The sequence below is a fragment of the Arthrobacter sp. NPDC080031 genome (assembly GCF_040702485.1).
In the GTDB taxonomy this organism is placed as follows: domain Bacteria; phylum Actinomycetota; class Actinomycetes; order Actinomycetales; family Micrococcaceae; genus Arthrobacter.
In genome coordinates this window covers 75,793-102,308 of the sequence record NZ_JBFBLA010000001.1, presented here as the reverse complement: position 1 = coordinate 102,308, position 26,516 = coordinate 75,793, and the positions used below count along the sequence as shown (strand labels likewise).

The following is a 26,516-nucleotide window of genomic DNA, read 5'->3' as shown; positions in this document are numbered from 1 at the left end:
CATTCGATCCTCCGGGCTGTGTTGTATGAGGTGAACACCTGGGCAACCGACCGGGGATGGCGCAGTGCGTGCCGTGATTTCACGCGTGTTGGTCCTGAATTATTCCTGCCACCACTTGGGCAGAACGCTCGTGCGCGGGTGCTATCCCCACGTCTCAAAACCGCAGACCTGGTCTGTAAACTCCCGCTGGAGAACCGCCTCCGCAGCCATCCAAAATCCGGTCCCGTCGGGCATGACGGCGTCAACTCGTCCATGGCGGTACAGTCGCCCACGGAGCCAAACTTCCACGGACTCACCAATGCGAAGGAATTCACGGCACTGTGTGCAGGAGACGAAGGCGGCCCGCTTTACTAAGCCAACTGATCTATGAAATCTTTTCCTGAGTGGCGCTCGAAGGCGCTCACAAGGCGGCGGCCCACCATGGTTTCGTGAATCTCGCTTGTTCCGTCGAATATCTGTGTTGCCTTGGAGTCTCTGTGCAACCGTTCTACGCGCGAGTGGAGGGTTACTCCCGCCGCTCCAAATATCTGCATAGCCTCGTCGGTGTGCAGGCGGGCCAGGTCGGAGGCCGTCATCTTGGCGATGGAGATTAGGTCCTGGTCACCGCCTCGTCCTTCCATATAGGATCTGCAGGCCTTCAGTGTCAGCTCGCGGGCAGTGTGGTAAGCAGCCCGCATGCGTCCGAGTTTCATCTGGATGCTGGGCAGGTCTGCGATCTTGCCCCCAAACGCCTTCCGGGTGGATGCGCGGTACACGGCTTCCTCCAAAGCTCCGCGCAATAAGCCACAGGCGTAAGCGGCAGCTTCTATGCGGGCCATATTCAAACCGTCCATCATTCCGTCGAAGCCTTCTACCCTCAGCGCATTCTCAACCGGGACGGTTACGTTCTCAAAGAAAAGTTCGCCGTTTGGCATGCCGCGGAATCCTGAGAGTTCTGGCCCCCACACGCCACGTGCCCCTGGGCTTTCCATATCCACGACCAACGCAAGGGTCTTGGCGTCACGGGCGGCAGATCCTTCTTTGCAGAGGACTATTGCATAGGCGGCACAGGGAGCGAAGCCCACCCAGCATTTGCGTCCGTTCACGAGGTAGGTGTCTCCGCTGCGGACCGCAACGGTCGAGAGTGAACGAAGATCCGTGCCTGCGTGAGGTTCTGTCAATGCGAAGGAGCCGTACGTTTTTCCCTCTGTTGTACTCTTCAGCCAGCGGTCCTGGACATCTTGGGTCGCGTACCTTGCGAGGAGGTACCCAACAATCCTGAGCACACCGATCTGCATTGCCAGGGGTGCGCAAACCGCCGCAAGTCGTTCCGCCATGTCGTGAGCCAACGGCATGGACGAGAGGTCCGGTTTAAGAGAATCGTCAAAAAGCATGCCGGTCAGACCGAGGCTTGCCGCCTCGTCGAGCAAGTCTCTGTCGAATTCGCCGGTCCGGTCCATTGCCTCGCCGCGCTCCCGAACCTTTCGCTCAATGAAATCATCAACGAGCTCTAGAGTGGGGCGAGCAGAAAGCCCGATTTTGTTCATGTTGCAGGTTCCAATCATTTGTGGCGTGCAGCCGTTGGATGGGTTGCGGAGAGAATGCCGCATGAAGATACTCGAATCGAATGTGCCACTGCAGATCAGAATCATGGACGCCGAGGCATCTACCAGCACGAGAGCCTCATGGAAGAAACAGACTTCCCAGCTGTCACTGGTACAAAGCGGCTACACCGTTATCAGCAAAGTGTCCGAACGAAGCCGCTTACGTGGTGGAAGCTGCTGTCCAGGGATCCCACCCGGGTCAAATGGTGCAGGCCAGTCGGGTTGCCTGATGGATCGCAGCCACGGCGTCGAGTTCGGCGGCGGTGTGCGCCCCTCCAATCAAAACAGGACTTAGGCCGGCTTCAGTCAGTTCGTGGAAAAGTTTGCGGTTGCTGTCCTGCCCTGCGCAGATGATGACGGTATCAGCTTCAAGAACGTGGCTTGTGCCGTCGATGGAGTAGTGTAGCCCCGTTTCGTCAATGCTTTCGTAAACCACGCCCGGGACCTCGCGGACGCCGGCATGGAGCAGCCGGGACCGAAGAATCCATCCTGTGGATTTTCCAAGGGTTCGGCCCATACGTGAAGCCTTGCGTTGAAAGATCGTGATTTCGTGCCGGGGAGGTTCCTGTCGGTCACGCCGGCTTGTGCCCAAGAGCCCGCCCTCACTGGTGCCGTTGGTGTCGACGTTCCACTCGTCAAGGAAAGCGTCGGGGACAAGGGACTCCTTGGGATCGCCGAGAAGGAACTCGGCGACGTCGTATCCGATTCCTCCTGCCCCTATGATCGCCACCTTATGACCGGGGTTTGCTGCTCCGGTCAGGACGTCCACGTAGGAAATGACCTTGGGGTGGTCGATGCCCGGGATCTCAGGCAGGCGAGGGGTCACCCCTGTGGCGAGGGCGATCGCATCGAAATTATTTGGCGTCAGGTCGGTTACCTTAGCGGGTGCTCCCAGTCGGATGTCGACGTCTAGTTTGTTGAGCCGTACGTTGAAATAGCGCAGGGCTTCACCGAACTCGGTCTTGCCCGGTACATTTTTCGCCATGTTTATCTGGCCGCCGATAGCCGGCGCCTGGTCGAAAATGGTCACAATGTGGCCGCGTTCAGCTGCGTTGAGGGCGTAGGCAAGGCCGGCAGGGCCGGCACCGACGACGGCGATCCGCTTCCGTACCTCGGGCAAGGGCAAAAGGAAATCAATCTCGCGGCCTGCCCGGGGATTGACCATGCAGGTTGCGGGTCGGTCCGTGAAGATGGCGTCGAGACATGCCTGGTTGCAACCGATGCAGGTGCAGATCTCCTCGACCCGGTTCGTTCGAACCTTAAGTGCGAAATCCGGGTCGGCCAGCAGGGGTCGGGCCATCGAGATGAGGTCGGCCACACCGTCAGCAAGAAGTTCTTCAGCTTTGTCGGGGGTGTTGATCCGGTTGGAAGCGATAACAGGGACCGTGACCGCGTTTTTGATGTCCTTAATCGCAAAGGCCCAGGCAGCACGGGGCACGCTGGCCGCTATCGTCGGGACAGTGGATTCATGCCAGCCAATGCCGGTGTTGATGATATCCACGCCGGAGCGCTCAACGCGTCTGGCGAGCTCTGCAATCTCTTCCTTAGTGAGGCCGTCCTCAACCAGATCAATGGAGGAGATCCTGTAAATAACCAGGAAGTCCTTACCGACACGTTCACGGACGGCTCGAACAATTTCGATCGGGAGGCGCAGACGTCCGTCCAGGTCTCCTCCAAATTCATCGGACCGGTCATTGGTTCGCCGGGCCGTGAACTCGTTGATCAGGTACCCCTCGGACCCCATGATCTCGACGCCGTCATACCCAGCTTCACGCGCAAGGGCAGCGGTGTTGGCGAAATCATTGACGAGCTGCCACACCTCCTCAGTTTCAAGTGGGCGGGGTGTGAATTTGTTAATCCTGGCGCGTACGCCTGACGGCCCCACACATCCGGGGACTTTTGCATACCGGCCGGCATGCAGTATCTGCAGCACGATCGCCGCGCCCTCGGCGTGCACGGCCTCGCAGATTTCTCGATGCCCGTGGGCGTCAATGGATTCCGGGGTGTCAAGAACACCGCTGTCCGGATCCATCCGGCCATCGGGGTGCGGGGCATAGCCGCCGGTTAGAATGAGCCCAATCTCGCCCTTGGCGCGAGCCCGGTAGAACTCCACCAGGCGTTCCTTGGGCCGATCCAATGTTTCCAGCCGAGTGTGCATCGCCCCTTGTATCATTCGGTTACGCAGCGTCAGGAACCCGAGATCCAAAGGTGCCTGCAGGTTCTCGTAAGCATTCGAGTTTCCGATTCGTCCGGAAATAAGGTCCCGGACGCGGAATTTCTGGATCTTTCCGGTCGCGGTGCGGGGTAGTTCATCAACCACGACCAGGTACTCGGGCCAGAAATGCTTAGCCATTCCGCACACTTCGAGGAAGGTGGTTAGCTCCGGCAGGGTAGGAGGCTTGCTATGGTCGGCAGGGACAACCACGGCGGCTGCTCGTTCTCCGAGCCGCTCGTCGGGCACGCCAACCACAGCGACTTCCTTGATCTTTGCATGTCTGAGCAGCTCACCCTCGATTTCAACGACGGGAATGTTTTCGCCTCCGCGCACAACGATGTCCTTAACCCGGCCGCTAAGCCGAACGTAGCCCCGGTCGTCCATTCGTGCCAGGTCCCCCGTGTCAAACCAACCGTCTGATGTGAATGAGGCAGCGAACAGGTCCGGACGTTGGTGATAACCGACCAGCATCGACGCTCCTCGCACCACCAGTCTGCCGACGGTACCCCGGGGCAACTCCTGCTCAGCCCCGTCAATGATTTTCAGCTGGTTCCACTCCTGCGGGACCCCGTCTGAGGCCGCAGCCTGCTCGGGGTCATCCGAGGCCAAGGTCGAGGTGATGGCGCCGACTTCTGTCATACCCCAAACAGAAAAGAGCTTCGCCCCCAGGCTTTTGCGCACACGTTCGACGAGCGGCGGGGGTATGGGTGCCCCGGCGGAGCTAATGCGTCGCAGACTCGTCTGGACGCCCTCCGGGCCAACGGCGTTGCACAAATCCAAGAGAAACGGCGTGGCGGCCATCGTCCACGTTACTCCGTGGTCTCTGATCAGCCGAAGGGCGACCACCGGGTCCCAGGTGTCCTGAAGAACCGCGGTCATGCCGTAGCAGATTGGCATCGTGACCCCGAAGTAGAAACCTACCGTGTGGGCCATGGGGGAGAAGGCCAGGAGTACGTCATTGGAGCCGAGGCCTACAGCCTCGTATGAAGGACGCATTCCTGCGAAGACAGTGTTCCATGTATGGACGGCACCCTTGGGCTCACCGGTTGTCCCGGAAGTGAACTGGACCTGCGCCACCTGATCCGGATCGGGCCTCAGGGCTTCGAGATCGGCTGCTGGATGGGCTTGAGTGTGGCGGGGATCCTCAAAGTAGACGTTGAAGTCTGCTACGCCGTCGGGAAGTGCCGCCCCAGACGGAGGGCTAATGGCGAAGACGCACTCGAGGGAGGGCACGCTGGCCGCCACCTCCGAGGCCATCTTCGCGTAATCGAAGTCCCGGAAGACCGCCGGGGTGATCAATACGCGGGACTGGAGGCGTTCACAGATAAAGGCGACCTCACGGCGGCGGAGGATGGGTAATATCGCGTTGGTAACGGCGCCGATACGGCCGCAGGCCAAGTGCAGAGCAGTGAATTGCCACCAGTTCGGCAGCTGGAAGGACACAACCTCTCCGGGGCGGACGCCTAAGCTCAAGAGAGCGGCTGCGTACTGGTCGACGAGTCCCGCCAATTCCCCAAAGGTGAATGTTTCGACAGCCCCGTCAGAGTGATGAGAGATAATTGCGGTTTTCTCCGGCTGGTTCTGTGCATGCTCGAGGAAGTCATCGATGACAGTACGGTCCCGCCACCAGCCCCGGTCCCGGTAATCCGGGGCGAGAACTGGTTCCAAGGCTGCCGTAACCGTTCGGCCCAGACTTGGAACCGTCTGCGGGTCAGGAAATTCCAGCGGTTCACGTACCTCATTTGATGTCATAGCGGACTCCTCCTTGAATCGCGATGCGCGAATAGAACCAGAACATTCACGTGATTTGCTCAGGGATTTAGTCACCTGTTCTCACACGCCTGTCATTGCTTCAAAGGTAAGTGCCACACATCACAGTGTCAACCAGCCGGTCGATAAACCGCCTGTTGCGTCGGATAGCAACCTGATGAGGCGACTCCAGAAGGGAATCTGGGTGTAGAGTCTGTTGCTGCCCGGAGCGTAATCAGGGAGAACTGGTTTCCGCGTCCGGGCGACCCCTTAGTCTGTAACCCCGCCCGGAGCAAAGTCATATCCCGCATTGGAGCACCTGTGAGCAAGACCTGCATCGCAGTCCCCGCCGAACTCCTTTCCAAGGACGGGCGGTTTGGCTCAGGCCCGTCCAAAGTCCGGCCGGAACAGATTCATGCCTTGTCTCAGGCGTCCACAGCAATCATCGGCACCTCACATCGACAGGCCCCGGTCAAGAATCTGGTTGGTTCCGTGCGCGAAGGCGTGAGCCAGCTGTTCCGCGCTCCCGAGGGTTATGAGGTGGGCCTGGGCCTGGGCGGGGCGACAGCCTTCTGGGATGTCGCAACATTTGGCCTCGTAGAGAAAAAGGCCCAGCACCTATCCTTTGGTGAGTTCAGCCGGAAGTTTGCATCACCACCGACAGGGCACCATTCCTGGAAGCGTCCACCATCATTACCTCAACCGCCGGCACTCGTCCGGCAGCGCAGGCTGAGGTCGGCGCCGATGTCTATGCGTGGCCGCAGAACGAGACGTCCACGGGAGTCGTTGCACCCGTAAAGCGTGTGGCCGGAGCTGATGAGGGTGCGCTCGTGCTGATAGACGCCACCTCGGCTGCTGGCGGTTTGGACGTTGACGTTGCCGAGAGCGACGTCTACTACTTCGCCCCCCAAAAAACTTTGCTTCCGACGGTGGCCTGTGGCTGGGGCTCTTCTCTCCGACGGCGCTGGAGCGCGCCGAGCGCATCAAGGCCAGTGGACGCTGGATCCCGGACTTCCTGGATATGAGGGCAGCCATCGACAACTCGCGGTTGAACCAGACGTACAGCACCCCCTCGCTGTCTACTCTGGTGACCGTTGATGCTCAAGTACAGTGGCTCAACACCTGCGGCGGCCTGGATTTCGCCGCGGCGCGTACAGCCGAATCCGCCGGAAGGATCTACCGTTGGGCAGATGCCTCCGAGTTCGCCACTCCCTTCGTTACCAACCCCGACGAGCGGTCCAATGTTGTCGCCACCATCGACTTTGACGAGAGGGTAGACGCCGGCGCTTTGGCCAAGATTTTGCGCGCCAATGGCATCGTGGACACCGAGCCATACCCGCAAGTTGGGGCGCAACCAGTTGCGCATCGCCACGTTCGTGGCCATCGACCCAGACGACGTCTCGGCATTGCTGTCCAGCATCGATTACGTGGTGGGCGAGCTGCGTCTGTGACAACGATAGACGGCGTCGCCCGCCGTCCTGGAGTATCGCATAGGTTGAACGCTGGCTCAGCAGAAGTGAAACGAATGACCGGCCGGACGCCGGCCGAGAAGGGGGTCCGGGCTACGCCGCTGGTGCAGCCCGACCCCCTCTTTCTCTTATCGTCGCCGACGCTCCGCCCGCGTGCAAACGCAAGGCAAACGCCAACACCAGGGTACCGATGACGAGGAAAGCCGTGAGCGCAACCACCTTGATCAGGGCAAGTCTGAACTCCATTTCGCCGAAAACCTTGACGGCCAAGAGATTCAAACCGAGCACGGCTACAAGGGGGATCCCAGCGAGGACCCATTGCGGAACAGCGGAGAAAGCGGTCCAGTAATGGGCGTACAAGGCAACTGCCGTGACGTCTGCGGTCCCGGCCGTGCTCCATAAAAGAACTGCGGCCATCCGGCAATAATGCTGCATTTCTGGCCCACGCACTCGGTCGCGTATGACACATAGGAACCGGAGAATGGACGATCGTTGATCAGCTCTCCCAATGCTCTCAGGATGAAGTAGGCGAAAACTCCGCATGAAGCGTATGCAAGAACCGGCGACTGCGAATTGGCCGCCGGCTCTGAGGGACAGCCGCGCGCCGATCGCACCCCCAAGGGACATCATGCGGATCTGGCGTGGACGTAGTCCTTGCCGGTAGCCGCGCTGCCCCCGATCGTGGGGTGTTTCTTCTTATTTAGTGTCAAATCTGACCGGGTGCACTGAAATTCCTCGGGCGTTTGAACGGGAAAGCGAATACATCAATCTGCGGGGTGTTCTCGACCGGCGTTGTTTACATATTTACCCCGAGGCGTTGACGTACCTCGCACTCCAAATAGCGATGCGGGCCCAGTAAAGTCTCCTGTAGCAAATGAATAGCCCGCCTCGATCCTTTCCAGCGTCATTGCCTACTTGCCGATGTACGCACTCGGCAAACATGCACGGGCCGGCAATCTGCGTTTTTCGTGAGCCGCGCACGAGTGCAGGGATGCACATTCGCGCCGTTGCCTTTGATCGGAGAGCCTAAACCTTAATCGCGTTAGCCTTCTCACGGGAGCCCTATGGACTCTCGCTGCTGCGGACGCCCCTGGTAGACGGCGTTGGCGGCCCTGCTCCGGCGCGATGTTCGTATGAACTGTCATTCACCGCGCACTTGCCTGGATCGGCGCGTCCGTGGTTTAGCAGTTCGGAACTATTGGGTGCCCGAGAAAAATGAGTCGTGATCGGTATATCCGCTGCCGTTCAGCACTAGCGTGTACGCCCACGCTAGTGCTGGGACCAGGCCTCCGCCGCGGGACGAACTGCTCAAGACTTTCATGAAGTGCAGGTTGTCCCCGAGCTGGTGCCGAAGCTCTTCGAACTTTGCGGTGTCTGACGTCGAGGTCGGCATGGTTTCGTAGGCCGTTCTTGCCACATCGGTTACGGAAGGGCCGGGGAACAGTATCGTGACGTCGTAGGCTTAGAAGCAACCAAGACCTGCCGGCTTCGGATTCGTCGCCAATGGTAATCTTGCGGGGTACCTGTCTAGAGCTCCGGTATCACTTCAACGCAGACCGTTCTCGGAGGCAGGCGCCAAGGCGCCTAGTTCGTCAATGGCGCCGATCGATTTCCCGTGTTTCTCCGTAAGAGATCGTGCTATCTAGTCCCAGCGTGAAGTCACAGTCAGTGTGCCGGGTAACAAGTATTCCCCTGTCCTTGAATGTTGCTGCGCGTTCTACGAGAAGCGCCACGCTTTCTTGAATCTTTAGGTCCATTTCTTGACGGGTGGTTACACTTATCTTCACGCTGTTCCCGAGGGCAGTGGCAATCATTGTTTATCTTCAATTCTGGTGTAATGGATTGTGACAGCGGGTTTTGCCCCAATTAAAAGAACGTGCGTGGGCTTCGCGACACCACCGTCGCGACCGACCCTGTTGCTGGGGTCTGTAGGGGTCAATATTCCAGGTCTTCCGGCAGAACTGCTGCTCAGCAGTCGCTCTGGCGCGGCGGTTCGTTGAACCTTTTTGGGGTGTTGGAGGGGTAGGGCTTGAACGCAGCGAACTTTTTCCCAGAGGATGTTTGCCGCAACGCTGGAAACTCCGATGTACCGAAGTCGGATTTCAAGCTAGAACGGATGACCTGAAGCACACCAGTGATCCTTTCTAGGAGAAAGCTGAAGCTGTACGCGTACCCGGTGAGTTCGTTGGTTGCCCCAGGCGATGGCCTTGCTAACTTGCCGAGGCGTAGTTGGTCTAGCGGCCGTTTGTGGAAGTTATAGCCGCTGCGTCCTGAGCCTGACAGCTCCCGCGCAGCTAGAGTCGACAAGCCGGGGCCTGCACATTATCGCAGCCTGCAGGTCCCCGGTCAGTGAGATAGAACCCCGCCGTCGGTTATGAGGTGAAGCCAACGAGGAGTTGGCTGAATCGGTGGGCGTGCTGGAAAAGGAAGGCATGTCCTGCGTCGGCGAAAATTGCGGTGACTCCATTCGGAATACGGCGGGCCATGGCAATGGTCTGCTGGACATCTTCCATGACGTCCTGGGTGCCGTTGGCGACCATAAGAGGGACGGTGGTGATGCCAGGCAGAAGGTTCCATCCTGAGTCCTCGCCGCTGTTCCAGCGCTGGATCGCCGCATTTTGGTTGAGCCAGGATTCTTTTTTGACCTCCTTGGTGATTCCGTCAGCGCGGTTATAGCTACGCCCGAGGACCTCCGCGCCCGCGGCTCGCCCCCCGTCGGTATCGGGGAAGAAGAGGTAGAGGATGTCCTCGATCTCGGGTTCGGCCTTGCCGCGGATCGCGATGGAGCGCTCGCTCTCGGCGGGGCGGATACTCGGCTCGCCTGGACCGCTGCCGGCGATGGTGACGGTCTCGAAGCGGTCAGGACAGTCCGCGGCCAGCAGTTGTGCGATGAAGCCGCCCATTGACCAGCCGAGCAGGTGTACACGGCCCAAGCCCTTCGCGTTGAGGAAGTCGATCACGCCGAGGCCCATTTCGGCGATCGTGTCGGGGGCGGTGCCGTCGGTGTATCCGACGCCGACATTATCGAGGATGATGATGCGGAGTTTGGCTGCGAGCAGGTCCAGCAGCAAGGGGTCCCAGTCGTCCAGGGTTGCCCGGTAGCGGTTTAGGAGCAGCAGTGGGCTGCTCCCTTCGACACCGTATTCGCGGTAGCCGTAACGGGCAAGCGTGCCCTGGATGTAGGACGTCTCAATTGTCTCGGCGTGGTAAGTGCTCAAAGGGTGGGTCCTTCCGGGTTGGGGGTGGTGACGAAGGGAGGTTCGTTAAGGTCTCGCAGCCAGGAACGAAGTTCAGCGTTTACCTTGCCGGGAGCGTCCTGGTGTACCCAGTGGCCTGCGCCGGGGATGCTTACGAATCGGTAGGAGAGGGTGAACCAGTTCCATAGATTGTTGAGGTGCGCCGCGTCGAAATATGGGTCTTCCAGACCCCACAGAATCAGTGAGGGGACCTGATACACAAAGGAGGAAACATCTTCCGGATCTGGTGCCCCATAGGGAGGTCTTGGGTAGCCCATCTTGTAATAAGCGAGCATGCCGTGCATCGGTGATGCCTCGAGGTATTCGGTGACGTCCTGGCGCCGTTGGGGGTCGCGAATGAAGCGGGTGATGTACTCGATGTTCTTCTCGTCGCCTTCCTGGAACCGCTGGTAGGCGATGGTGTAATCAGATAGTTCTTGCTGGTGCACGTCGTGATTGACATGGTGTATGAAGGGTTGGAGTACTGGAGTATTCAGGAATGCCAGACCGGTGACTCTGTCGCTGTTGAACAGAGCGAAGGCTTGGAGGATGACACCTCCCCAGTCGTGACCAACCAGTACGGCCTTCTCGAGTCCGAGGTGGTCGAGAACCGCGCCAATGTCCGTCGCGAGTTCCGGGATCATGTATCGCCCAACATTTTCCGGAACGCTGCTGGGTGGGTAGCCGCGCAACGTGGGTGTTATGACGAGATGGTCGCGAGCCAGGTCAAGAATCTGATTCCACCAGCCGAACTCGTTGTCCGGGAAGCCGTGCTGAAGTACGAGTGCCGGGCCGGAACCGTAGGTGCGATAGTGGATGTTCACATCGCCGTTTCGGGCAAGGCCTTCGGTTTGCGGGAGATTAGCCAGCTGTTCTGGCGGCGCTAGGGTGGGTTTGGAGTTCATGTGGCGTCCTTGCAGTTTCTTTAGGGGTCGGCTCAGGAGTACAGCATTCCGCCGTCGGCGATGATGGTTTGCCCTGTGATGTAGTCGGACTGCGGAGAGGCAAGGAAGGATGCCAGGTCCGCGACGTCCTCAGGCTCTTGCGCCCGCCCGAGTGGAATGGTCTCTACGAGCTTGCCGAACAGGTCCCGTTCCGTCTCCCACAGCGGCGTGTTGACGATTCCGGGTGCCCAGGAGTTGGCGGTGATGCCGTGCGGCGCGAGTTCATTGGCGACGGCCTGGGTAAGGCCGCGGACAGCCCATTTGCTGGCGGAGTAAGCCGGCATGCCGGGCGACGGCCTAAAGGCTGCCTGTGAGGCCGTCGCCAGCAGCTTTCCGCCGTGGCCCTCAGCGATGTAGTGGCGGGCCGCTGCCTGCCATGTCAAGAAGACGCCCTTGGTGTTGATCGCGAACATTCGGTCCCAAGAATCCGGGGACACGTCGAGGAAACTTTCGATAGCGGCGATGCCAGCGTTGGCGACAGTTACATCTAGGCGACCGAGGTGTTCGGCCGCGCTTGTAACGACCGCACTAATCTCATCCATTTTGGTGACATCACCAAGAGAAACGAAGCCTCGACGCCCACGCGTTTGGATTTCTTTGACAACGGCGTTGGCGCTCTCTTCTGAGATGTCGTTCACGGCGACGTCGAAGCCGTCAGTAGCCAATCGAATTGCGATGGCCCGACCGATGCCGGATCCGCCGCCCGTGACGAGAGCAACTCGAGGGTGGGAGATGTCGTTCATTGTGACTCCTTTGTCGTTGTGCTGCACAGTGGGCCTTCAGGACCACACCGTAAGCCTATAATTGAGGATTGGAAAATACAACCCACTCGGGAATATGCATCCCAGCTATTGTCGCCTGCGCGTTTAGCTCGCGGGCAAGTCCGAACGATGGACTTCGCGATCACCGTGAAGATTTGAAGCATCAATGGGGCCGCCGCAGTCCTGGCAGATTAGTTCGGGCCGAAGGCGGGCGCCGCAGTCGTGATAAAAAGACACGATGTTTTCAGGATCTGTGCGGGCGTAGCGATCACCCCAGTCTCGGATCGACTGCATTACGGTGAAGAGTTGTTCGCCCGCTTCGGTCAGGTGATACTCAAATCGCTCTGGCTTCGCTTCGTATGGCTCGCGGCGTACTAGGCCCGTCTCCTGCAGGGACCTCAGTCGGGCAGCCAAAATATCGCGCGACCCGCCAGTATTGAAAACGATGTCATCGAAGCGATGCTGACCGAATGTGATCTCCCTGATTATTAGGAGCGACCATTTTTCGCCGATGATCTTCAGTGCGGCGTCAATGGAGCAGACGCGCGGGTCGGGAACTCGAGGCGTACGCATGCAACTAGCATAACTTCACAAGGGTTGTTTTTTCCAACCCTCTGATGATATCTGTTGACGCTATGACGAAGTTAATATCGGCGCCGACCATTGTGATTGCCCCAGACAAGTTTCGAGGCAGCCTGACCGCCGCACAGGCGGCGTCAGCGATGGCGGCGGGTGTGCTTCAGGTTCTGCCTGCCGCACGACTTGTGATACGCCCTGTCGCCGATGGCGGCGAAGGGACGCTCGATACCCTTCACGTGCGGGGTGCGAGCCTGATCGACATCCAGGCGGCCGATGCATTAGGGGTCCCAAAGGAAGCACAGATTGCGCGGTGGCAGGAGACTGCGTATATCGAACTCGCGACCATCTGCGGAATAGAACAGTTGTCACCAACAGCTACTACAGCGCAAGCGGCTACGAGCGTCGGCCTCGGGCAGGCAATACTAGCGGCGGGACAGCTTGGCGTATCGCGGATCGTGGTGACTCTTGGTGGATCCGCGAGTACGGACGGCGGCGCAGGATTGCTTGCTGGCCTCGGCTTTCATTTCCATGACGAGAGCGGTCGGCGGATCATAGCGGTGCCGGAAAAGCTGGATGAAGTCTGGTCAATCACTCCAGGATTAGAAAATGCTGAATGGTCGGGGACAGAACTGGTTGTCGCGTCTGATGTGGACAGTCCACTGCTCGGTAGCCAGGGCGCTGCGCTGGTTTTCGGGCCGCAGAAGGGCGCCGATCCCGCAACCGTTTCAATCTTGGAGTCACGCCTGACACGCTGGAGCCAGGCGCTGCACCGCAGTTTCGGCGTCGACCCCCAGGCCGTGCCAGGAGGGGGCGCAGCGGGCGGCATTGCCGCCGGTCTTCACGTCGCGCTTGGTGCGAAGATCGTTCCGGGCGCTGACTACATGCTGGAGCTTCTGGGACTGGGGGGTGACTTGAATAGCGCTCATTGGGTGCTCACCGGTGAAGGGTCGCTCGACGCTCAATCTCTCGCAGGAAAGGCCCCGGTGCGTGTGGCAGAACTCGCGCGCGAAGCAAAGGTTCCGTCGTGGGCAATCGCTGGCCGGCTCGACCTGGAGGGCAACGGCCCATTCGAGCGGGTCGCCTCACTGACCGAAGCCGCGAGGCCCGACGAGGACACGTTCGCGGACGCCGCCAAGATCCTCACCCGAGTGGCCGCGTCGATGACAATCCAGTGGGCTGATGACCGTTGGCCTCGGCCCACTGGAAGCGCATTCTCGCTAACTGCTCTCTAACTCATTTTGCCGTCTCCCTGTACAGGCGGTGCGGGGCAAGTCGCTTGCCGAAATGCCCTTTTCGGGGCGAGGGTGCAGCAACTGCGCCCATGTTCCTCCGAGTCCTGGATAAGTCCATTGAGCCCGGAGGTAGCCGAACGGGCTATTCCAGGGCACCCCGCCGCACTTCGGCGACAACGAATGGCAATGGGCTCCCGGGAATGATGATTTCCGCCCATCACAGCGTGGCTTTGCTGCCACCGTGCGTGCCGTTCTTGTCACACTTGGGTTACTCCTTCGGCGGGGCGAGGTGCGGGGGTGCAAAGGGGCGGCCGCCGGCAACTGACAGGTCGGAGAGGGCGACCGTATCGAGTGCGACGAAGACATCCTCGACGTCGATACCAATTCGTTCGGCGAGGTTGCCGGCAATCGCCCGGTAAAGGGCGTGCTTCGTCTCGATCGGGCGTTCCTTGCCGACGACGACTCGCACCATCACGAACTCGGCAGTGCGGGGGCCGCCAAGGAACGTGGGGTCGAATATTAGCTCGTATGGCTCTTTCTGGTGGATGACCTGGAAGCGGTCGTCAGTGGGGATACCGAACTCGCTGACCAGGGCGTCGTGAACGGCATCGGCGATATCGTGAAGGATCTGCGGGGTCCGGCCGCGAAGGAGGGTGATGTCGACGATGGGCATTGGAGGCTCTCCTTCATGCGAATTTCAGATTTTTGCGGTGTTTGACTGAGTTGCTCCGTCCCGATAATTCGAGCGGAACGCCGGCGGTTTCTTTGACGAGGAAAGCGGCAATGAGCGCCACAGCGCCGAGGCCCATGGCGTAGATGCTGTAGATCCAGCCCAGGCCGAGGGAGCCGAGCCAGGTGTTCAGGTATGGGGCGGTGCCGCCGGAACACCGCGACGGTAAGCTAGGAGGCCAGCCCCACACCGCAGGCACGAGCGGCAGTTGGTACTCGTTCAGACAGCAGTGCGCGGAACATCCTGGCGATAAGACACCACACGATCAGGCCGATCAGTTGGGAGATGAACAAGGTCCAGGGCTCTGAGCTGAGAATGCGACCGACGGGTACACCGCGAGGATGACTCCGATGCCGTAGACGGCGAGGAGTCGCTTGCGTCCGAAGGGGTCTGCCAGCAGCCCGCACACGGGAAGCAAAGCTGCGGCGATGAGCTGGGCGAGTAGGCTCGCGATGTATGCGCCCCGGGATTCATGCCTTGGTGGCGATGGCGGTCGCCGGCGGGAAGGTGACCAAGATGTAGAACCAGACCTGGGCGAACGCCGAGATTAGGACGGTGCGGATGGAGAACCGGAGTACGTCGCGACGGTTCAGCGTTGCCTTCTGTAAGGGGCTGACCGCTTGATCGGTGGCTAAGATGTCGCTCTCAACGGCCTGGCGGCGCAGGAACAGGGCGTAGATGCCCAGCACTGCTCCGAGAGCGAACCCTGTCCGCCATCCCCATGCCTCCATCGCCTCGGTGCTCAGCTGTGTGGTCAAGATTGCGGCCAGCGCCGTGGCGGCCATGACGCCGATCATCACACCAATGAAGACGGCGCTTGACCAGAAGCCGCGTCTGTTAGCAGGAGCGAGGTTCGGCGACGCAGGTGTAAGCGACGCCCCGTCTCGCCACCTTGGGCGAGCCCTTGCAGGAGCCGCCAGAGCAGCAGCCCCGACGCCCATACCTCGATCGTGCTGTAGGTAGGTGTGACGGCGATCGCGGCGCTCGTCCCGGCGAGCAGCAACATGGTCACCACCAGAGTAAACTTGTGTCTCGTCCTGTCTCCGAGCCACCCGATCAACAGCCCGCCTATGGGGCGAGCGACGAATCCCACGGCGACCACTGCGAACGTCGACAGCAGCGCCGAAATCGAGTCCGTTGTGTCGAAGCGATTCATCGCAAGGTAAAAGGAAAAAAGTTGTGTACAGGGTCCAGTCAAACCACTCCAAGGCGTTACCAATCGCCGCGGACCATAGTGAACGGCGGCGGTTCTGAAAAGCAGGCGGGACCGTGATAGATGATGAGGCCTGTGTCATTGGGCACCTCCAAAGGTCATGCCGGCGGGCGTGCCAGGTGTCTCCGGTACGTCGTCGGCGGCATCCACCGGGAGTGCGGTGACGGGTGCGGCCACGAGGGCCCCGGAGTCCACGAGCTCATCGATTGCCTTGGGCGCGTAACCGAGTTCGGCGAGAACTTCTTCGTTGTGCTCGCCCCGGTACGCGGCGATACGCTTATCGGCCGAAACAGCGTGCTCATCGAAGCGCCATGGACGCCCCGGGATCGGGAAGATCGTGCCGTCGCGGTCTGTTGCGGTCCGAGTCGCCGGCCACTCCAATGCCCAATCAGTCCGAGCGAACTCCTGAATGGTGCGGACCCGTCCCGTGGCGATCCTTGCCTCGTCCATCTGAGCGTCCAAGGAGCCCATGTCCTCGAACGTGTTGACCCAGTCCTGGACAATGCGGTGCAGTTCAGGCAAATTTTGCTCGCGCAGTGCCGGGGTGAGAAACCTCGGGTCCTGGGCGAGATCGGGGCGCCGCATGGCGGCCACGTAGAACGGGAAGGTCAGGCTCCCGATTAGACTCATAGGGCTGGCGAACGTCTCCCCGTCGGGCCCCGTGAAAAACGGCCCATCAGTGGCACCGAGTACGGCCCGCTCCGCGCCGAGGTCGACACCCGAAAGATCGGCGTGCACACGCTCGTTGATGGAGAGCATGACTGCAGCCATCGCCACGTCAATGTAGCGACCGCGGCCGGTTCGTGCGCGGTCAGTAAGGGCAGCGAGGATCGCGATCGTGGCGTGCAGTCCGGCGTAAACGTCGGCATGCGAAAACGCGTCGCTGCGCGGTCGGCCGGTACGGTCGAAGTGCGCCAGCGTGGTCGCTGTGGTCCCTGTCTCGGCCTGCACCGTTGGAGCGTAGGCGGACCGGCCGCGCCACGCGCCTTGCTGGCCGTAGCCACTAATGGACGCGTAGACGATTGCGGGGTTGGTCCGGGCAACAGTGTCGTAATCCAGATCGAATCCGGCCAGGGCGCCGGGCCGGAAGTTTTCGACAATGATGTCGGCACTCTCGCACAAGCGGGCCGCGACTTCCCGGGCGCCGGGGATGTTCAGGTCGATGCTGACGTTTCGTTTCCCCGCGTTTTGCTGGGCATAGTAGCCAGACATTTCACCGTTGCCAGGGAATGCTCGCCGGGAGAGGTCACCGCTGGGCGGTTCGATTTTGATGACCTCAGCGCCGAGGTCGAGAAGGTTCTTGGCGCAGTGCGGGCCGGCGAGGACTCGGGAGAAGTCAACGACGCGGAATCCTTCCAGCGGAAGTGCCTGGGTCATGGCGGTCACCGACCCTCGAAGGCAGCCTGGCCGATGCCGTTCTCCCGGTAGGAATTGACCCCGGTCACAAAGTCCTCAGAGCGGAAGATTGCTCGCTGCAGTTCGCTCATGGCCGCGTCGGTGGCGGCGATTCCATGGCTGACAGCGAGTGAGGCGAGCCGTTTGGTCGCCGTGTTCGCCACAGAGGGGCCGTGGGCGAGTTCCTGGGCGAGCACCATCACGGCCGTGTCGAGGTCCTCATCGGCGACGACGCGATTGATAATGTTCCACCGCTCGAGGGTGGCTGCATCGTAGCGGCGTCCGAGCAATGCGATCTCCTTCGCCCGCGCGGCACCGGCGCGGTGAGCAACACGTTGCACGCCGCCCATCAGTGGCTGGAGGCCAACTGTGACTTCGACTGAGCCGAATTTCGTCGATGCGGCGGCGACGATAAGATCACAGGCCAGCGCGAGCTCGAAGCCGCCGCCGACACAGGTGCCGTGCACTGCGGCGACGATTGGTGCCGGGTGCTCGTCAAAAGCGTTGAGCAGGTCCACGAGGTCCCAGTCCAGGACATCACTGTTGCGGGTATCGGCGAGCATCGCGTCCAGGTCGGCGCCGGCAGAAAAGTGCCGCAGCCCGCTGCGTAACACGACGGCACGGGCCTGTTGATCCAGTGCCCACTGCAGCGCATCAATCATAGCGTGCACCAACGCCTTGTCGATGAGGTTGTAAGGGCGGTGCGTCAGCGTGAGGACGGCGACCGCGCCGTCCATGGCTTTCTCGATGCTCGGGGTCTGTGCGGGTGTGCTTCCCATAGGGAGTCCTTCGGATGTGGTCCGCTGTCAGCGGGAGGGCAGGTGGAGGAGGGCTTCGGTCTCGGCGACTGATGCCAGTGGATGGTTGTAGGCAGCTGCCATCTGCGCTGCTCGCTCGACGAGGGGGGTGTTGCCCTTGCTAAGCTCGCCTTTGCGCAGGTACAGGGTGTCTTCGAGTCCGGCACGCACGTTGCCGCCCAGCGCGATGGCGATACCGGTGAGCTCGTGGTTGGCCCGCCCGACGGCTATGACCTGCCACACCGCGCCTTCCGGCAGGCGCCGGACCATGGTCAGGAGGTTATCGGCGTTGGCCGCCATGCCGCCCTGGACGCCGAGGACGATGGAGAACTGCATCGGCTCGTCGTCGAGCAGCCCCTTGTCCCGTAGCCGCAGACACGCATCGAGATGTCCGGTGTCGTAAATTTCGAGCTCCGGCTTCACGCCTAGCTCGTGCATGCGGGCAGCGAGTCGGGCCACGTCCGTGGGCGGGTTGCGGAATTCGTCCGCTCCGAAGCTCATCGAGCAGGGGTTCAGGGTTGCCATCCGGGGGCGCAGTTCGACGAGAGCCTCGCGCTGTTCGAATGGTACCGACAGACCCACCCCAGTGGAGATCTGGATCAGGATCGGGCACCGCTCCGCGATCAGGTCCACAGTGCGCCTGGCGATGTCGAGGTTTGCGGTCGGGGCGTCGGCGGCATCCCGGAAGTGCAGGTGGGCGACGGCGGCGCCGACCTGGTAGGCTGCGTGCACCTCCTCGGCGATCTCGTGCGGCTGCGTGGGGAGGTTCGGGTTGTCCCGTTTTGTGGCGATCGGCCCGGTGGGCGCGACAGTAAGTACGACGGTCATATCATGCTGCTTTCTCTGTATGACGGGGCGGCGCGGGCACGCCGAGATATGACGGCCCGCGTCCGCGGCTCAGACTTCCGGCGAGGGGCCCCAGGGACCGGAGCCTACCTTGGCGACATTAACTAGCTTGTGGTTGACAAACTCGCCGAAGCCAGCTTTGCCCAGCTCCCGGCCGAAGCCGGATGCCTTGGTCCCACCGAAGGGCATCTCTGCGCTGGTCCAAGCCGGCTGGTTGATGAACACCATGCCGCTGTCGAGCTCTGTGGCAATGCGCTGGCCTCGTGCACTATCGCCCGTAAACACGGACGCTCCGAGTCCCCACGGGGTGTCATTGGCCAGGGCGATCGCTTCCTCCTCGGTATCGACGACGTATGCGGCCAGGACAGGGCCGAAAAACTCCTCCGAGTAGGCGGGGTTGTCGTTAGTGATCTCGGTGAGGATCGTCGGCTCCAGGTAGAACCCGGGCCGATCGACCCGCTTGCCGCCGGCGCGGATCTGCGCGCCGTTCGCGGCAGCGGTCTTGATCTGCTCCAGCAGGATTCCCAGTGCACGCTCGGAAGCCAATGGGCCCAAGTTTATTAACGCCCCGACCGGCACAGCTGGGTCGGCCGGCGTGAGCGCGCCGAACGCTTCTGCGATCGCGGTGATGACCTGTTCGCCGCGATCCTTGCCTACCACGATGAGGCGCTTGGAGCCCACGCAGCATTGCCCGTTGTTGAACATCCGCCCGAATACCGCGCCGAATACTGCGTTGGAAATGTCAGCGTCCTCGAGGACGATCAGCGGATCACTGCCACCGAGCTCGGCAACCACTTTCTTCAGGTGCCGGCCTGCAGCGGCAGCGACAGCCGCTCCGGCTCGTGGACTGCCCGTAATGGTGACCCCGGCGACCCTCGGGTCGGCGATGATCTGCGCCGATTGTTCGTGCGTGACGAACAGATTCGTGAACACGCCCGCTGGCACCCCGGCCTGCTCCAAGGCCCTGGCGAACGCCATCGCACACTGCGGGACGTTTTCCGCGTGCTTAAGCAGAACCACGTTACCCACCGCGAGCTGTGGCCCGACAACGCGGGCCACCTGGTAGTACGGGAAGTTCCACGGCTCGATGGCCAAGATCGGCCCGATAGGGTGTGGCTGCACATACGCGCCGGGGGAGTCGACAATCGGCGCAGGTTCGAGGAATGCGTCTACATGGTCCGCGTAGTAGTCCAGGATTGACGCCGCCAGTTGGACCTCCGCCTCGGCCTCCCAATGTAACTTCCCCATCTCGAGGGTGATGTAGCCGGCATACTCATCCAGCTGGTCCCGGAGATAAGCGGCGGCATTCTTGAGGATCGCAGCTCGTTCTGCGGCCGGTCGAGCGCGCCAATCCTTGAAGGCATAGTCCGCGGTCGACAGGAGCGACTCTACCTCCGCGTCGGAGATGGTCTCAAAGGAGGCGAGCTGCTCACCTGTGGCCGGGTTGATTGTCGTGAAGGTCATGGTCACAAGCTCTCGCGGGTGCCAGGCGCCATCATCACGTTGATGGGCAGCTGCTCGGCCTGGGTGTAAGCAGAGGCCTTGTTCTCCTCGATCCACCTGGCCTCACCGACCGACTCGAACGGCGGCGGAATAAAGCCTTGCAGCGACCAGAGATCGGCCGGCGGCTCGTCAATCGTGAACTCCCAGTCAAAGTTGCGGTCTTGCACCCACGGCTTGATGACAGAGTCGATGTGGTGGACCCAAAACTCGCGCAGCACCCTGCCAGGGAGGGTGCGCGCCATCTGGTCGATGTTGAGTCGCACGAAGTTCTCACGCTGCTTGGCGCCAACGAACATGTCTCCCGTCTTTACTTCGTCGAATATGACAACAACGTAGAAAGCGGGAATGTGGACGAGGTCCGTATAGATAGCGGTGATGGCCTCGGAGAACGCCTGTTTGTCTGACGCGGAGTACGCGTTCTCAGGGTGGTGAATCTGCCACAGCGGCATTGCTGGGCTCCTCTCGCTCGAAGAATCGGGTCCGCAACGCTGCGAAGCCCCGAACGGTCCTCCCCGTCAGGAGATGCCCGCACTGCGAGTAGAGCACAGAGCGAATCTCAATACAAGAGTGAGTATTAAAAAAAGACCCGCTAGTCTAGGTGTCAGCGGTCAGGGGACTCGGCGGGGCTGTGGCCGGCCTCCCTCGCCTCCGGGGGTGAGTGCAAGTCGGTCACGGAAATCGTGCCCCTCCCCGACGACGTCTGGGTATCCGGCGCCCACATAGAACTGCAGATCATCGTCCACGAGCCTCTGCCGGCAGTGTCCGCACACCACATCCACCTCGGCGTCGTGCCCGCAAGGCCGATGATAGAGCCCGACCGGGGCGCCGTTACCCGTGGAAAGCCAACGGTCGCCCCATGCCAGGATCGCCGCGAGTGCAGGAAATAGGTCGTGTCCCATCTCAGTCAGGAGATACTCATAGCGGGGCGGGTTGTCCTGGTAAAACTCCTTGGTCAGCACTCCTGCGTTCACGAGGTTTCCCAGCCGATCGGAGAGCGTGTTTCGGGCGATGCCGAGGGACTGCTGGAAATCGTCGAACTTTGTGACGCCGTGGAAGCTGTCCCGCAGAATCACCAAGGTCCAAGCATCCCCAAGCACGTCTGCGGAGCGTGCCACCGAACACGGCCAGCCAGATAAATTCCGCGTCATAAGTCAAGGATAGCAACTCAGTAGTTTATCGGCATCCAGAACCTTTGACGAGTAATTATCGGAACAGTCTTTACCTTGGATTTATCCGAGGGGCACCAATGCCTTCGGCGAGGAAGTTGAGATGAACCTCGGAGAAACAGTCATCCTCGTCAGCGTAACCGCTTGCAAATATCTGAGAGCAAGCGAGCATAGGGGAGGGTCTGCGGCGTGGGAGACGCTGCGGAGCCCCTGTAATCTGTCTCAGTGGAATCCAGGCACGTTTGGTCGATCGCTCTCTCAGCGCTAGCCGTGCTCGTGAGCTCGTAGGCCGTCGTCAGACTGGAGTTGAATCAGCCCCGGGCAGTCTGGCGCCTAAGGATCGACTGGCATACCGAACAACGAGACCTTGGGATGCTTCTCATGGTCCGGTTCGATGCCATGCTCATCAACATAGGCTCTTATACAGCAACGGACCTAGAGGTGTGGCCCCGCGGGGTATCCATAGGCGGTGAAATAGCAGCAGGGGGCGCTACCGTGCCAGCCGGCGCCCATGTCCCATTGAAGATCCACTTCCCCCTGGCCTATGTCGGCGGCACAGGTAGGGGGTCATACGGGCCCAAGTGGGAATCCAAAGACTCGAGCCTTCTTGTCATGTATCGAGATACTCCGCGGGGGCGGAGGTTGCGGAGGAAGGTCCTGAGGATTGGGGACGTCATGAACCGGCCTCCGAGACTGTAAAACACCCCAGTCAGCCTCCTCGCTAGGAGAGTGGCTCTGGCTCGGGGCGGGCAACCTAGTGCGGCAGTGGGCCCCCGCAGGAACCGCCGTCGCGCCCGCCCTTATGCTAGCGGCCGAGCAAGTCGTTGGATACAGCAGAAGACCCCGAGGCCTTGGGGCGGCTCGGGGACTTCCTAGCTTGTCCAGTTCACCCGGGAGGGTGCGGCAGTCGCCTTGGAAATGTGACTGGTGGTATGCCCTTCGGCACCTTGCATTTTCGCGGGTGCGGGCTGCGCAAATGCCAATTCAGAGCTCTAATCTTCAGGGGGCAATTGCATCTAGGGGGAACATCATGCAGTACAAGCCAGCGGCGGACTCTTTGTCGGTGGTGTAACCACTTGTGTTAGCGGCTATGAAAAACTGCCCGTAGGCGGCCACGAACTTCCGAATTGTTCGGGACGGGAGTTTAAGGTGGACCCACAACCTCTGGGGAGGGAAGCCTAGGACTTCGGACCAGATCTAAAAACAAACCTGACAGTGGCGAATTAGGAGTATCGGCGACCTTGGCGCTGGTTAACAAACCATCGTCATAAGTGCGCCAGGAAGCGGTTGGTTGGGGCGCCCCGCCCGCTCTCGGACGGCTAGGACTAGACATTTCCAGAGCTCTCCCGCGGTCAGACGGCCCGTCCAGTGGGCTTCATAAAGGCGAATTCCCCGACGCTGCTGCCCGGGGGAATTCATAATCACTAGCTAGGAGGATTCGTAACCATCCTGGCCCAGCTCCAACCGAATCCATGACGAATGCCGTCGACCCGACGACCGCGAACAAGACGCCCTCAGTGGCCGGCGCTACTGCCGCCGAGGTACGGACCTGGGGCAGCGCAACGAATTTCCCATTGACCCGCATCGCCTCGCCATGTAGCTTCAAGCTCAGTGGGTAGTCAATTCCAATCCACATCGTCACTGACTCAACGAGGAGCGCTGAAATGACAACATCCACTGGGGTGACCGTCCGGCCGTCATTCTTGGATCGACAGGGCGTCGCCCGACCAATCGCGTGGGGATACCTAGCGATCGCCCTATTCATGACCGGAGATGGCATGGAGGCGGGTTTTCTCGCACCATTCATGACCGGCTTGGGGATCAACACGGGCTTTATAGCGCTATTATTTGCCTTCTACGGATTGACCGCTGCGGTCGCCTCCTGGTTCAGCGGTGGGCTGTCGGAAGCGTGGGGCCCCAAAGCCGTGATGATGCTGGGCTTCTGCCTGTGGCTCGCGCTGCACGTGGTCTTCCTCGTTGCGCTGTCATCGAACTTGTGGACGCTCGCCTTCGTCGCCTACGGATTGCGGGGGTTCGCGTATCCCCTGTTCGCCTACGGATTCTTCACCTGGATCGTGCTGGTCACTCCATCGACTTCGATGACGCGGGCGGCAGGGTGGTACTGGTTCTTCTATCTATTCGGGTTCGGCGTCGCCGGCGGCTATGTCGGTGCGTGGGTGATTCCGGCGGTCGGCCAACTTGGCAGCCTGTGGCTAGAGGCCGGCTTCATTCTCGCCGGCGGCCTGCTGGTGCTGATCCTCGTGCGGGCACTCCAGCCTGCACAGCGACCAACGGTCTCCTCCAGCGTCCGCAGTGTCCTTGCTGGGGCGACGATTCTGAAGACTCATCCCAAGGTCGGCATCGGCGGCGTGATCCGCCTGATCAACGCATTTTCCATTTTTGTCTTCATCGCCCTGCTGGGAATTTACATGACGCAGACGATTGGTCTGCCGATCGAGCAGTGGCAGGCGATTTGGGGTACGGCATTCTTGGCGAACGTACTCGGCAATGTTCTCATGGGATACATTGCGAGCTCTATCGGTGAGCTTCGCGTGGTGCGCTGGCTGGGAGCAGTTGGCTGCATCCTAACCTGTCTGGCGTTGTTCTACGTTCCGCTGGCTATCGGTGCCAACTTCTGGGCGATTCTCACAATGGCGGTACTGTGGGGTCTGAGCGTGACCGGGTTCGTGCCCGTCAGTGCAATCGTTCCCCGGCTGGCGCCGGAACGAATGGCCGCGGCAGTATCGGTGCTGAGTCTCGCTGCGGCGCTGAGCCAGATGGTCGCCAGCCTGATCGCCGCGCTGGCCGAGCCCTTCGGCCTGGAAACCGTGATTTGGGTACTGGTCGCCACTTACGCACTCGCCTTCGCTCTCACCTATGTTCTGCGCGGTATTCAGTCAACTCCGCCAGGTGCAACGCAAGTGTCAAGTACGGTCGCTATCCGGTAGGTCCCGGTTGAGATGTTCTGTCGGGGGCCGAGGTTCAGTCTACCTCGGCCCACTGCGACTCAGACCTACCTATACATCAGCGCTCATTGCCTTTTCGGAACTGCCGAATTCATGGGTCTTTGAACCTCTGCAGGCTTGCAATGAAGTACGTCTGGAAATTCGCCACCGCTTGCGTCAGTTGCAAATCACCCTCTCGCTGGCGTTCTTGGGGATCGAGGTCACGGCTACTCCGCTAAAGAACCCGATTTCACACTCCCGCCGCGTGAAATCCGAATCAGGCGTAGGAGTTTGTTAGGGCAAATGATTTCCGAGCATCGAGTCATCTAAGGTCCTCGTTGGGTGAGCCTCGGTTCTTCGACGTCCTGTGCCTCGTCATCGGAGTCGGAATGACCTTGGCCGGTGCTCTGTGTGTTGCAAAATGAGGCACTAAGCAGGACGGTCTATATCGCCGCCTTTCGTTTCTGGAACTGGTCTTAGCGGGGCTGGCGCTGATCGTTTTCACACATCCTCCATCCCAGCCAAAAACTCTTAGTCCTGGCTACTTTGGGTATTTCAGGAATAACTCCGAGGTCCATGTCAAGCGGCTTCGGGCGACCGCCGTGCTTTTCGGAGTGTTGTTCATATTTTTCGGCATTCTTAGATATTTCCTGGTCTGAACCTCCAGCAAGGAGAACTGCCGTCTGTGCGTTGAGGGGTCCGTCACCGGGACGCCACTGTCTGCTGAAGTGATGGCGGCGGCAAGGCGACTAGGGTCTGTCCATGAGTAGAGAGGAAATTGACAGTGTACGTCTGTTGTTTCTGCGCGACTAATGCCAGCCCGAAGGGGGCCGAGCAGATACGCCTTCTCCTTGCAGCTAGTCAATAATCAAAGCTGCCAACCGGGGGGCGTCTACACTTTTCGGCCCTCATCGACACTGTCTTGGAGTCATGTGCTGGATGCGCTTGCCTTCTAAACGGAACCGTGGGCGGTTAAGTCAGCCGTGGGTGGCTGTTGATCCACGAGTGGCTCTTCGGGCTCGAATGAAAGATAGAATCGACGCACCCGACAGTGCCAGAAGAGTTCCGCTGGACACTCCGAGTGCACACATCGCGATCACTCCGGACAGCAGCGTATGGATTGCAGCTTCCCACCGAATGCTGTATCCCGCAAGGGCTCCGGCCGGAAATGAGAACGCCCACCAGACAATGCTGTATGGTGCATTCCTGTAAGTTGGCACGAAGAACACCTGTGTCAAGACCAGCAGGAAAATCACGCCGACCAGAGCGAACTGGACGCCATCAACTTGACCACCGGAGTACGCAAACCAGGCAAGTCCGCCGGTTACAGGCGGAGTAACGATAACCGACAGGGTGGGGGCCATATAGCTCGGCAATGGCTCAGCGACAATGAGCCGTCCAATTATAATTGTGCCGATCACGAGCCAGAAGAAGGCGCCCGCTCCTATGGCGGTCAACGCAACCTCGTGGAAGCCGACAACGGACAACACGGTGCTGGCAATAAAGGGGCCCGCTATCACTGGAAGCGAATAGCCCGGGTGCAGGTGGTCCAGCCGAAGCGTACCACCGAACCAGATTGCAATCAGGTGTCCGGAGATCAGGCAAAGCAGGCTGACCCAGAACATGCACAGCACCTGAGACACCGTTTGGGGAAGGTGGGAGCTGTAGTGCCCGGTCAGCAGCAGCCCGACGATAGGCACATACGCAGGAAACGGTCCCGTTGCGGGATTACGCAGGTCGGAGCGAAGCTCATGCCACCGGGATCGAGATATGGGGATGCGGGCGATGGTGATGGCCAGCCATCCTAGTAAACTCCCCAGGAAGAGCGCTTCGCCGATGAGAGGTGTGATGTCGAATTGGCGCGCGGCCGCTGTCCAAGCAGCCCCAGACCCGGCAAGACCGAGCGGGACTGACATTAACGAATAGGTCAGGCGCCGATGCCTTGCACCAGCTTCGGTAGGGTTATCTACGGGAATAGGGCTGGCAGTAATGGAAGATCGGGTCATACTTGCCACGCCCCTCGCGCAAGGCCCGGTATGGAGTGTCGAGACGTGCGGCTGAAGCCACTTTGGTCCTGAGGCCCACGTTTGTTGCACGATATCCCACCATACGGTTCGACCCGAAAATTGGTGTAAACAGTCACGACGGACTTG

At 60.4% G+C, this 26,516-nt stretch carries 18 protein-coding genes and 3 pseudogenes; 3 read left to right on the top strand and 18 right to left on the bottom strand.

All coding sequences use genetic code 11. The features are described from left to right. Positions 1-350: 350 nt before the first annotated feature. The 3 genes and pseudogenes from AB0323_RS00450 to AB0323_RS00440 form a co-directional block, all read right to left on the bottom strand. Positions 351-1,526, bottom strand: coding sequence for an acyl-CoA dehydrogenase family protein (locus tag AB0323_RS00450; RefSeq protein WP_366175650.1), 1,176 nt, complete (start codon positions 1,524-1,526; stop codon positions 351-353). 256 nt (positions 1,527-1,782) lie between these two features. After that, on the bottom strand, positions 1,783-3,828 hold the full coding sequence (locus AB0323_RS00445) for an NADPH-dependent 2,4-dienoyl-CoA reductase (protein WP_366175858.1): 2,046 nt from the start codon (positions 3,826-3,828) through the stop codon (positions 1,783-1,785). A gap of 51 nt (positions 3,829-3,879) precedes the next feature. Further along, a pseudogene (locus AB0323_RS00440) lies at positions 3,880-5,550 on the bottom strand (AMP-binding protein); the annotation flags it as partial. Between the two features lie 318 nt (positions 5,551-5,868). Here AB0323_RS00440 and serC point away from each other — a divergent pair. Next, positions 5,869-6,998: pseudogene (gene serC, locus AB0323_RS00435) on the top strand (phosphoserine transaminase). 111 nt (positions 6,999-7,109) lie between these two features. Here the strand turns inward: serC and AB0323_RS00430 are convergent. The 5 genes and pseudogenes from AB0323_RS00430 to AB0323_RS00410 all read right to left on the bottom strand — a co-directional run bounded on the left by AB0323_RS00430 (position 7,110) and on the right by AB0323_RS00410 (position 12,530). Then, positions 7,110-7,630 (bottom strand): annotated as a pseudogene (locus AB0323_RS00430) (hypothetical protein). A gap of 1,758 nt (positions 7,631-9,388) precedes the next feature. Beyond that, entirely contained in the window at positions 9,389-10,234 is an 846-nt protein-coding gene (locus AB0323_RS00425; protein ID WP_366175649.1) for an alpha/beta hydrolase, read from the bottom strand. Further along, a complete protein-coding gene (locus AB0323_RS00420) occupies positions 10,231-11,157 on the bottom strand; it encodes an alpha/beta hydrolase (protein ID WP_366175648.1) in 927 nt (308 codons plus the stop codon). The genes AB0323_RS00425 and AB0323_RS00420 overlap by 4 nt, the downstream gene beginning before the upstream one ends. A gap of 32 nt (positions 11,158-11,189) precedes the next feature. After that, positions 11,190-11,939, bottom strand: coding sequence for a glucose 1-dehydrogenase (locus AB0323_RS00415; protein WP_366175647.1), 750 nt, complete (start codon positions 11,937-11,939; stop codon positions 11,190-11,192). Between the two features lie 123 nt (positions 11,940-12,062). Then, positions 12,063-12,530: a helix-turn-helix domain-containing protein gene (locus AB0323_RS00410; protein WP_366175646.1), complete on the bottom strand. Its 468-nt coding sequence runs from the start codon at positions 12,528-12,530 to the stop codon at positions 12,063-12,065. A gap of 44 nt (positions 12,531-12,574) precedes the next feature. On the opposite strand from AB0323_RS00410, the gene AB0323_RS00405 reads away from it, so the two are divergent. Further along, entirely contained in the window at positions 12,575-13,768 is a 1,194-nt protein-coding gene (locus AB0323_RS00405) for a glycerate kinase (RefSeq protein ID WP_366175645.1), read from the top strand. Positions 13,769-14,036: 268 nt separating this feature from the next. Here AB0323_RS00405 and AB0323_RS00400 read toward each other — a convergent pair whose 3' ends face one another. The 9 genes from AB0323_RS00400 to AB0323_RS00360 all read right to left on the bottom strand — a co-directional run bounded on the left by AB0323_RS00400 (position 14,037) and on the right by AB0323_RS00360 (position 21,367). Beyond that, complete coding sequence (locus tag AB0323_RS00400) at positions 14,037-14,441, bottom strand: tautomerase family protein (RefSeq protein WP_366175644.1); 405 nt, start codon at positions 14,439-14,441, stop codon at positions 14,037-14,039. A gap of 527 nt (positions 14,442-14,968) precedes the next feature. Next, a complete protein-coding gene (locus AB0323_RS00395; RefSeq protein ID WP_366175643.1) occupies positions 14,969-15,295 on the bottom strand; it encodes a hypothetical protein in 327 nt (108 codons plus the stop codon). After that, the gene (locus tag AB0323_RS00390; RefSeq protein ID WP_366175642.1) at positions 15,295-15,654 is read right to left on the bottom strand and encodes a hypothetical protein; all 360 of its coding nucleotides are present in this window, start codon (positions 15,652-15,654) and stop codon (positions 15,295-15,297) included. The genes AB0323_RS00395 and AB0323_RS00390 overlap by 1 nt, the downstream gene beginning before the upstream one ends. A 135-nt stretch (positions 15,655-15,789) precedes the next feature. Beyond that, positions 15,790-17,088, bottom strand: a complete 1,299-nt coding sequence (locus AB0323_RS00385) for a CaiB/BaiF CoA-transferase family protein (protein ID WP_366175641.1) — start codon at positions 17,086-17,088, stop codon at positions 15,790-15,792. A 5-nt stretch (positions 17,089-17,093) separates the two neighbouring features. Continuing rightward, entirely contained in the window at positions 17,094-17,885 is a 792-nt protein-coding gene (locus tag AB0323_RS00380; protein WP_366175640.1) for an enoyl-CoA hydratase/isomerase family protein, read from the bottom strand. A gap of 27 nt (positions 17,886-17,912) precedes the next feature. Continuing rightward, positions 17,913-18,731 carry a 3-keto-5-aminohexanoate cleavage protein gene (locus tag AB0323_RS00375; protein WP_366175639.1) on the bottom strand — a complete coding sequence of 273 codons (819 nt, stop codon included), beginning with the start codon at positions 18,729-18,731 and terminating at the stop codon, positions 17,913-17,915. Positions 18,732-18,800: 69 nt separating this feature from the next. Continuing rightward, positions 18,801-20,213, bottom strand: a complete 1,413-nt coding sequence (locus AB0323_RS00370; protein WP_366175638.1) for an aldehyde dehydrogenase family protein — start codon at positions 20,211-20,213, stop codon at positions 18,801-18,803. Positions 20,214-20,215: 2 nt separating this feature from the next. After that, positions 20,216-20,701, bottom strand: coding sequence for a tautomerase family protein (locus AB0323_RS00365; protein WP_366175637.1), 486 nt, complete (start codon positions 20,699-20,701; stop codon positions 20,216-20,218). A 159-nt stretch (positions 20,702-20,860) separates the two neighbouring features. Next, positions 20,861-21,367, bottom strand: a complete 507-nt coding sequence (locus tag AB0323_RS00360; RefSeq protein WP_366175636.1) for a helix-turn-helix domain-containing protein — start codon at positions 21,365-21,367, stop codon at positions 20,861-20,863. A 1,715-nt stretch (positions 21,368-23,082) separates the two neighbouring features. Here AB0323_RS00360 and AB0323_RS00355 point away from each other — a divergent pair. Next, complete coding sequence (locus tag AB0323_RS00355) at positions 23,083-24,366, top strand: RbtT/DalT/CsbX family MFS transporter (RefSeq protein WP_366175635.1); 1,284 nt, start codon at positions 23,083-23,085, stop codon at positions 24,364-24,366. A 974-nt stretch (positions 24,367-25,340) separates the two neighbouring features. Here AB0323_RS00355 and AB0323_RS00350 read toward each other — a convergent pair. Continuing rightward, complete coding sequence (locus AB0323_RS00350; RefSeq protein WP_366175857.1) at positions 25,341-26,369, bottom strand: hypothetical protein; 1,029 nt, start codon at positions 26,367-26,369, stop codon at positions 25,341-25,343. Between the last annotated feature and the right edge of the window lie 147 nt (positions 26,370-26,516).

What these genes read in the sequence shown, in the direction of transcription:
- AB0323_RS00450 (WP_366175650.1), bottom strand. Translation starts at nt 1,526, where the DNA reads ATGAACAAAATCGGGCTTTCTGCTCGCCCCACTCTAGAGCTCGTTGAT.
- AB0323_RS00420 (WP_366175648.1), bottom strand. Translation starts at nt 11,157, where the DNA reads ATGAACTCCAAACCCACCCTAGCGCCGCCAGAACAGCTGGCTAATCTC.
- AB0323_RS00415 (WP_366175647.1), bottom strand. Translation starts at nt 11,939, where the DNA reads ATGAACGACATCTCCCACCCTCGAGTTGCTCTCGTCACGGGCGGCGGA.
- AB0323_RS00410 (WP_366175646.1), bottom strand. Translation starts at nt 12,530, where the DNA reads ATGCGTACGCCTCGAGTTCCCGACCCGCGCGTCTGCTCCATTGACGCC.
- AB0323_RS00405 (WP_366175645.1), top strand. Translation starts at nt 12,575, where the DNA reads ATGATATCTGTTGACGCTATGACGAAGTTAATATCGGCGCCGACCATT.
- AB0323_RS00400 (WP_366175644.1), bottom strand. Translation starts at nt 14,441, where the DNA reads ATGCCCATCGTCGACATCACCCTCCTTCGCGGCCGGACCCCGCAGATC.
- AB0323_RS00395 (WP_366175643.1), bottom strand. Translation starts at nt 15,295, where the DNA reads ATGATCGGCGTCATGGCCGCCACGGCGCTGGCCGCAATCTTGACCACA.
- AB0323_RS00390 (WP_366175642.1), bottom strand. Translation starts at nt 15,654, where the DNA reads ATGAATCGCTTCGACACAACGGACTCGATTTCGGCGCTGCTGTCGACG.
- AB0323_RS00385 (WP_366175641.1), bottom strand. Translation starts at nt 17,088, where the DNA reads ATGACCCAGGCACTTCCGCTGGAAGGATTCCGCGTCGTTGACTTCTCC.
- AB0323_RS00380 (WP_366175640.1), bottom strand. Translation starts at nt 17,885, where the DNA reads ATGGGAAGCACACCCGCACAGACCCCGAGCATCGAGAAAGCCATGGAC.
- AB0323_RS00375 (WP_366175639.1), bottom strand. Translation starts at nt 18,731, where the DNA reads ATGACCGTCGTACTTACTGTCGCGCCCACCGGGCCGATCGCCACAAAA.
- AB0323_RS00370 (WP_366175638.1), bottom strand. Translation starts at nt 20,213, where the DNA reads ATGACCTTCACGACAATCAACCCGGCCACAGGTGAGCAGCTCGCCTCC.
- AB0323_RS00365 (WP_366175637.1), bottom strand. Translation starts at nt 20,701, where the DNA reads ATGCCGCTGTGGCAGATTCACCACCCTGAGAACGCGTACTCCGCGTCA.
- AB0323_RS00355 (WP_366175635.1), top strand. Translation starts at nt 23,083, where the DNA reads ATGACAACATCCACTGGGGTGACCGTCCGGCCGTCATTCTTGGATCGA.
- AB0323_RS00350 (WP_366175857.1), bottom strand. Translation starts at nt 26,369, where the DNA reads ATGACCCGATCTTCCATTACTGCCAGCCCTATTCCCGTAGATAACCCT.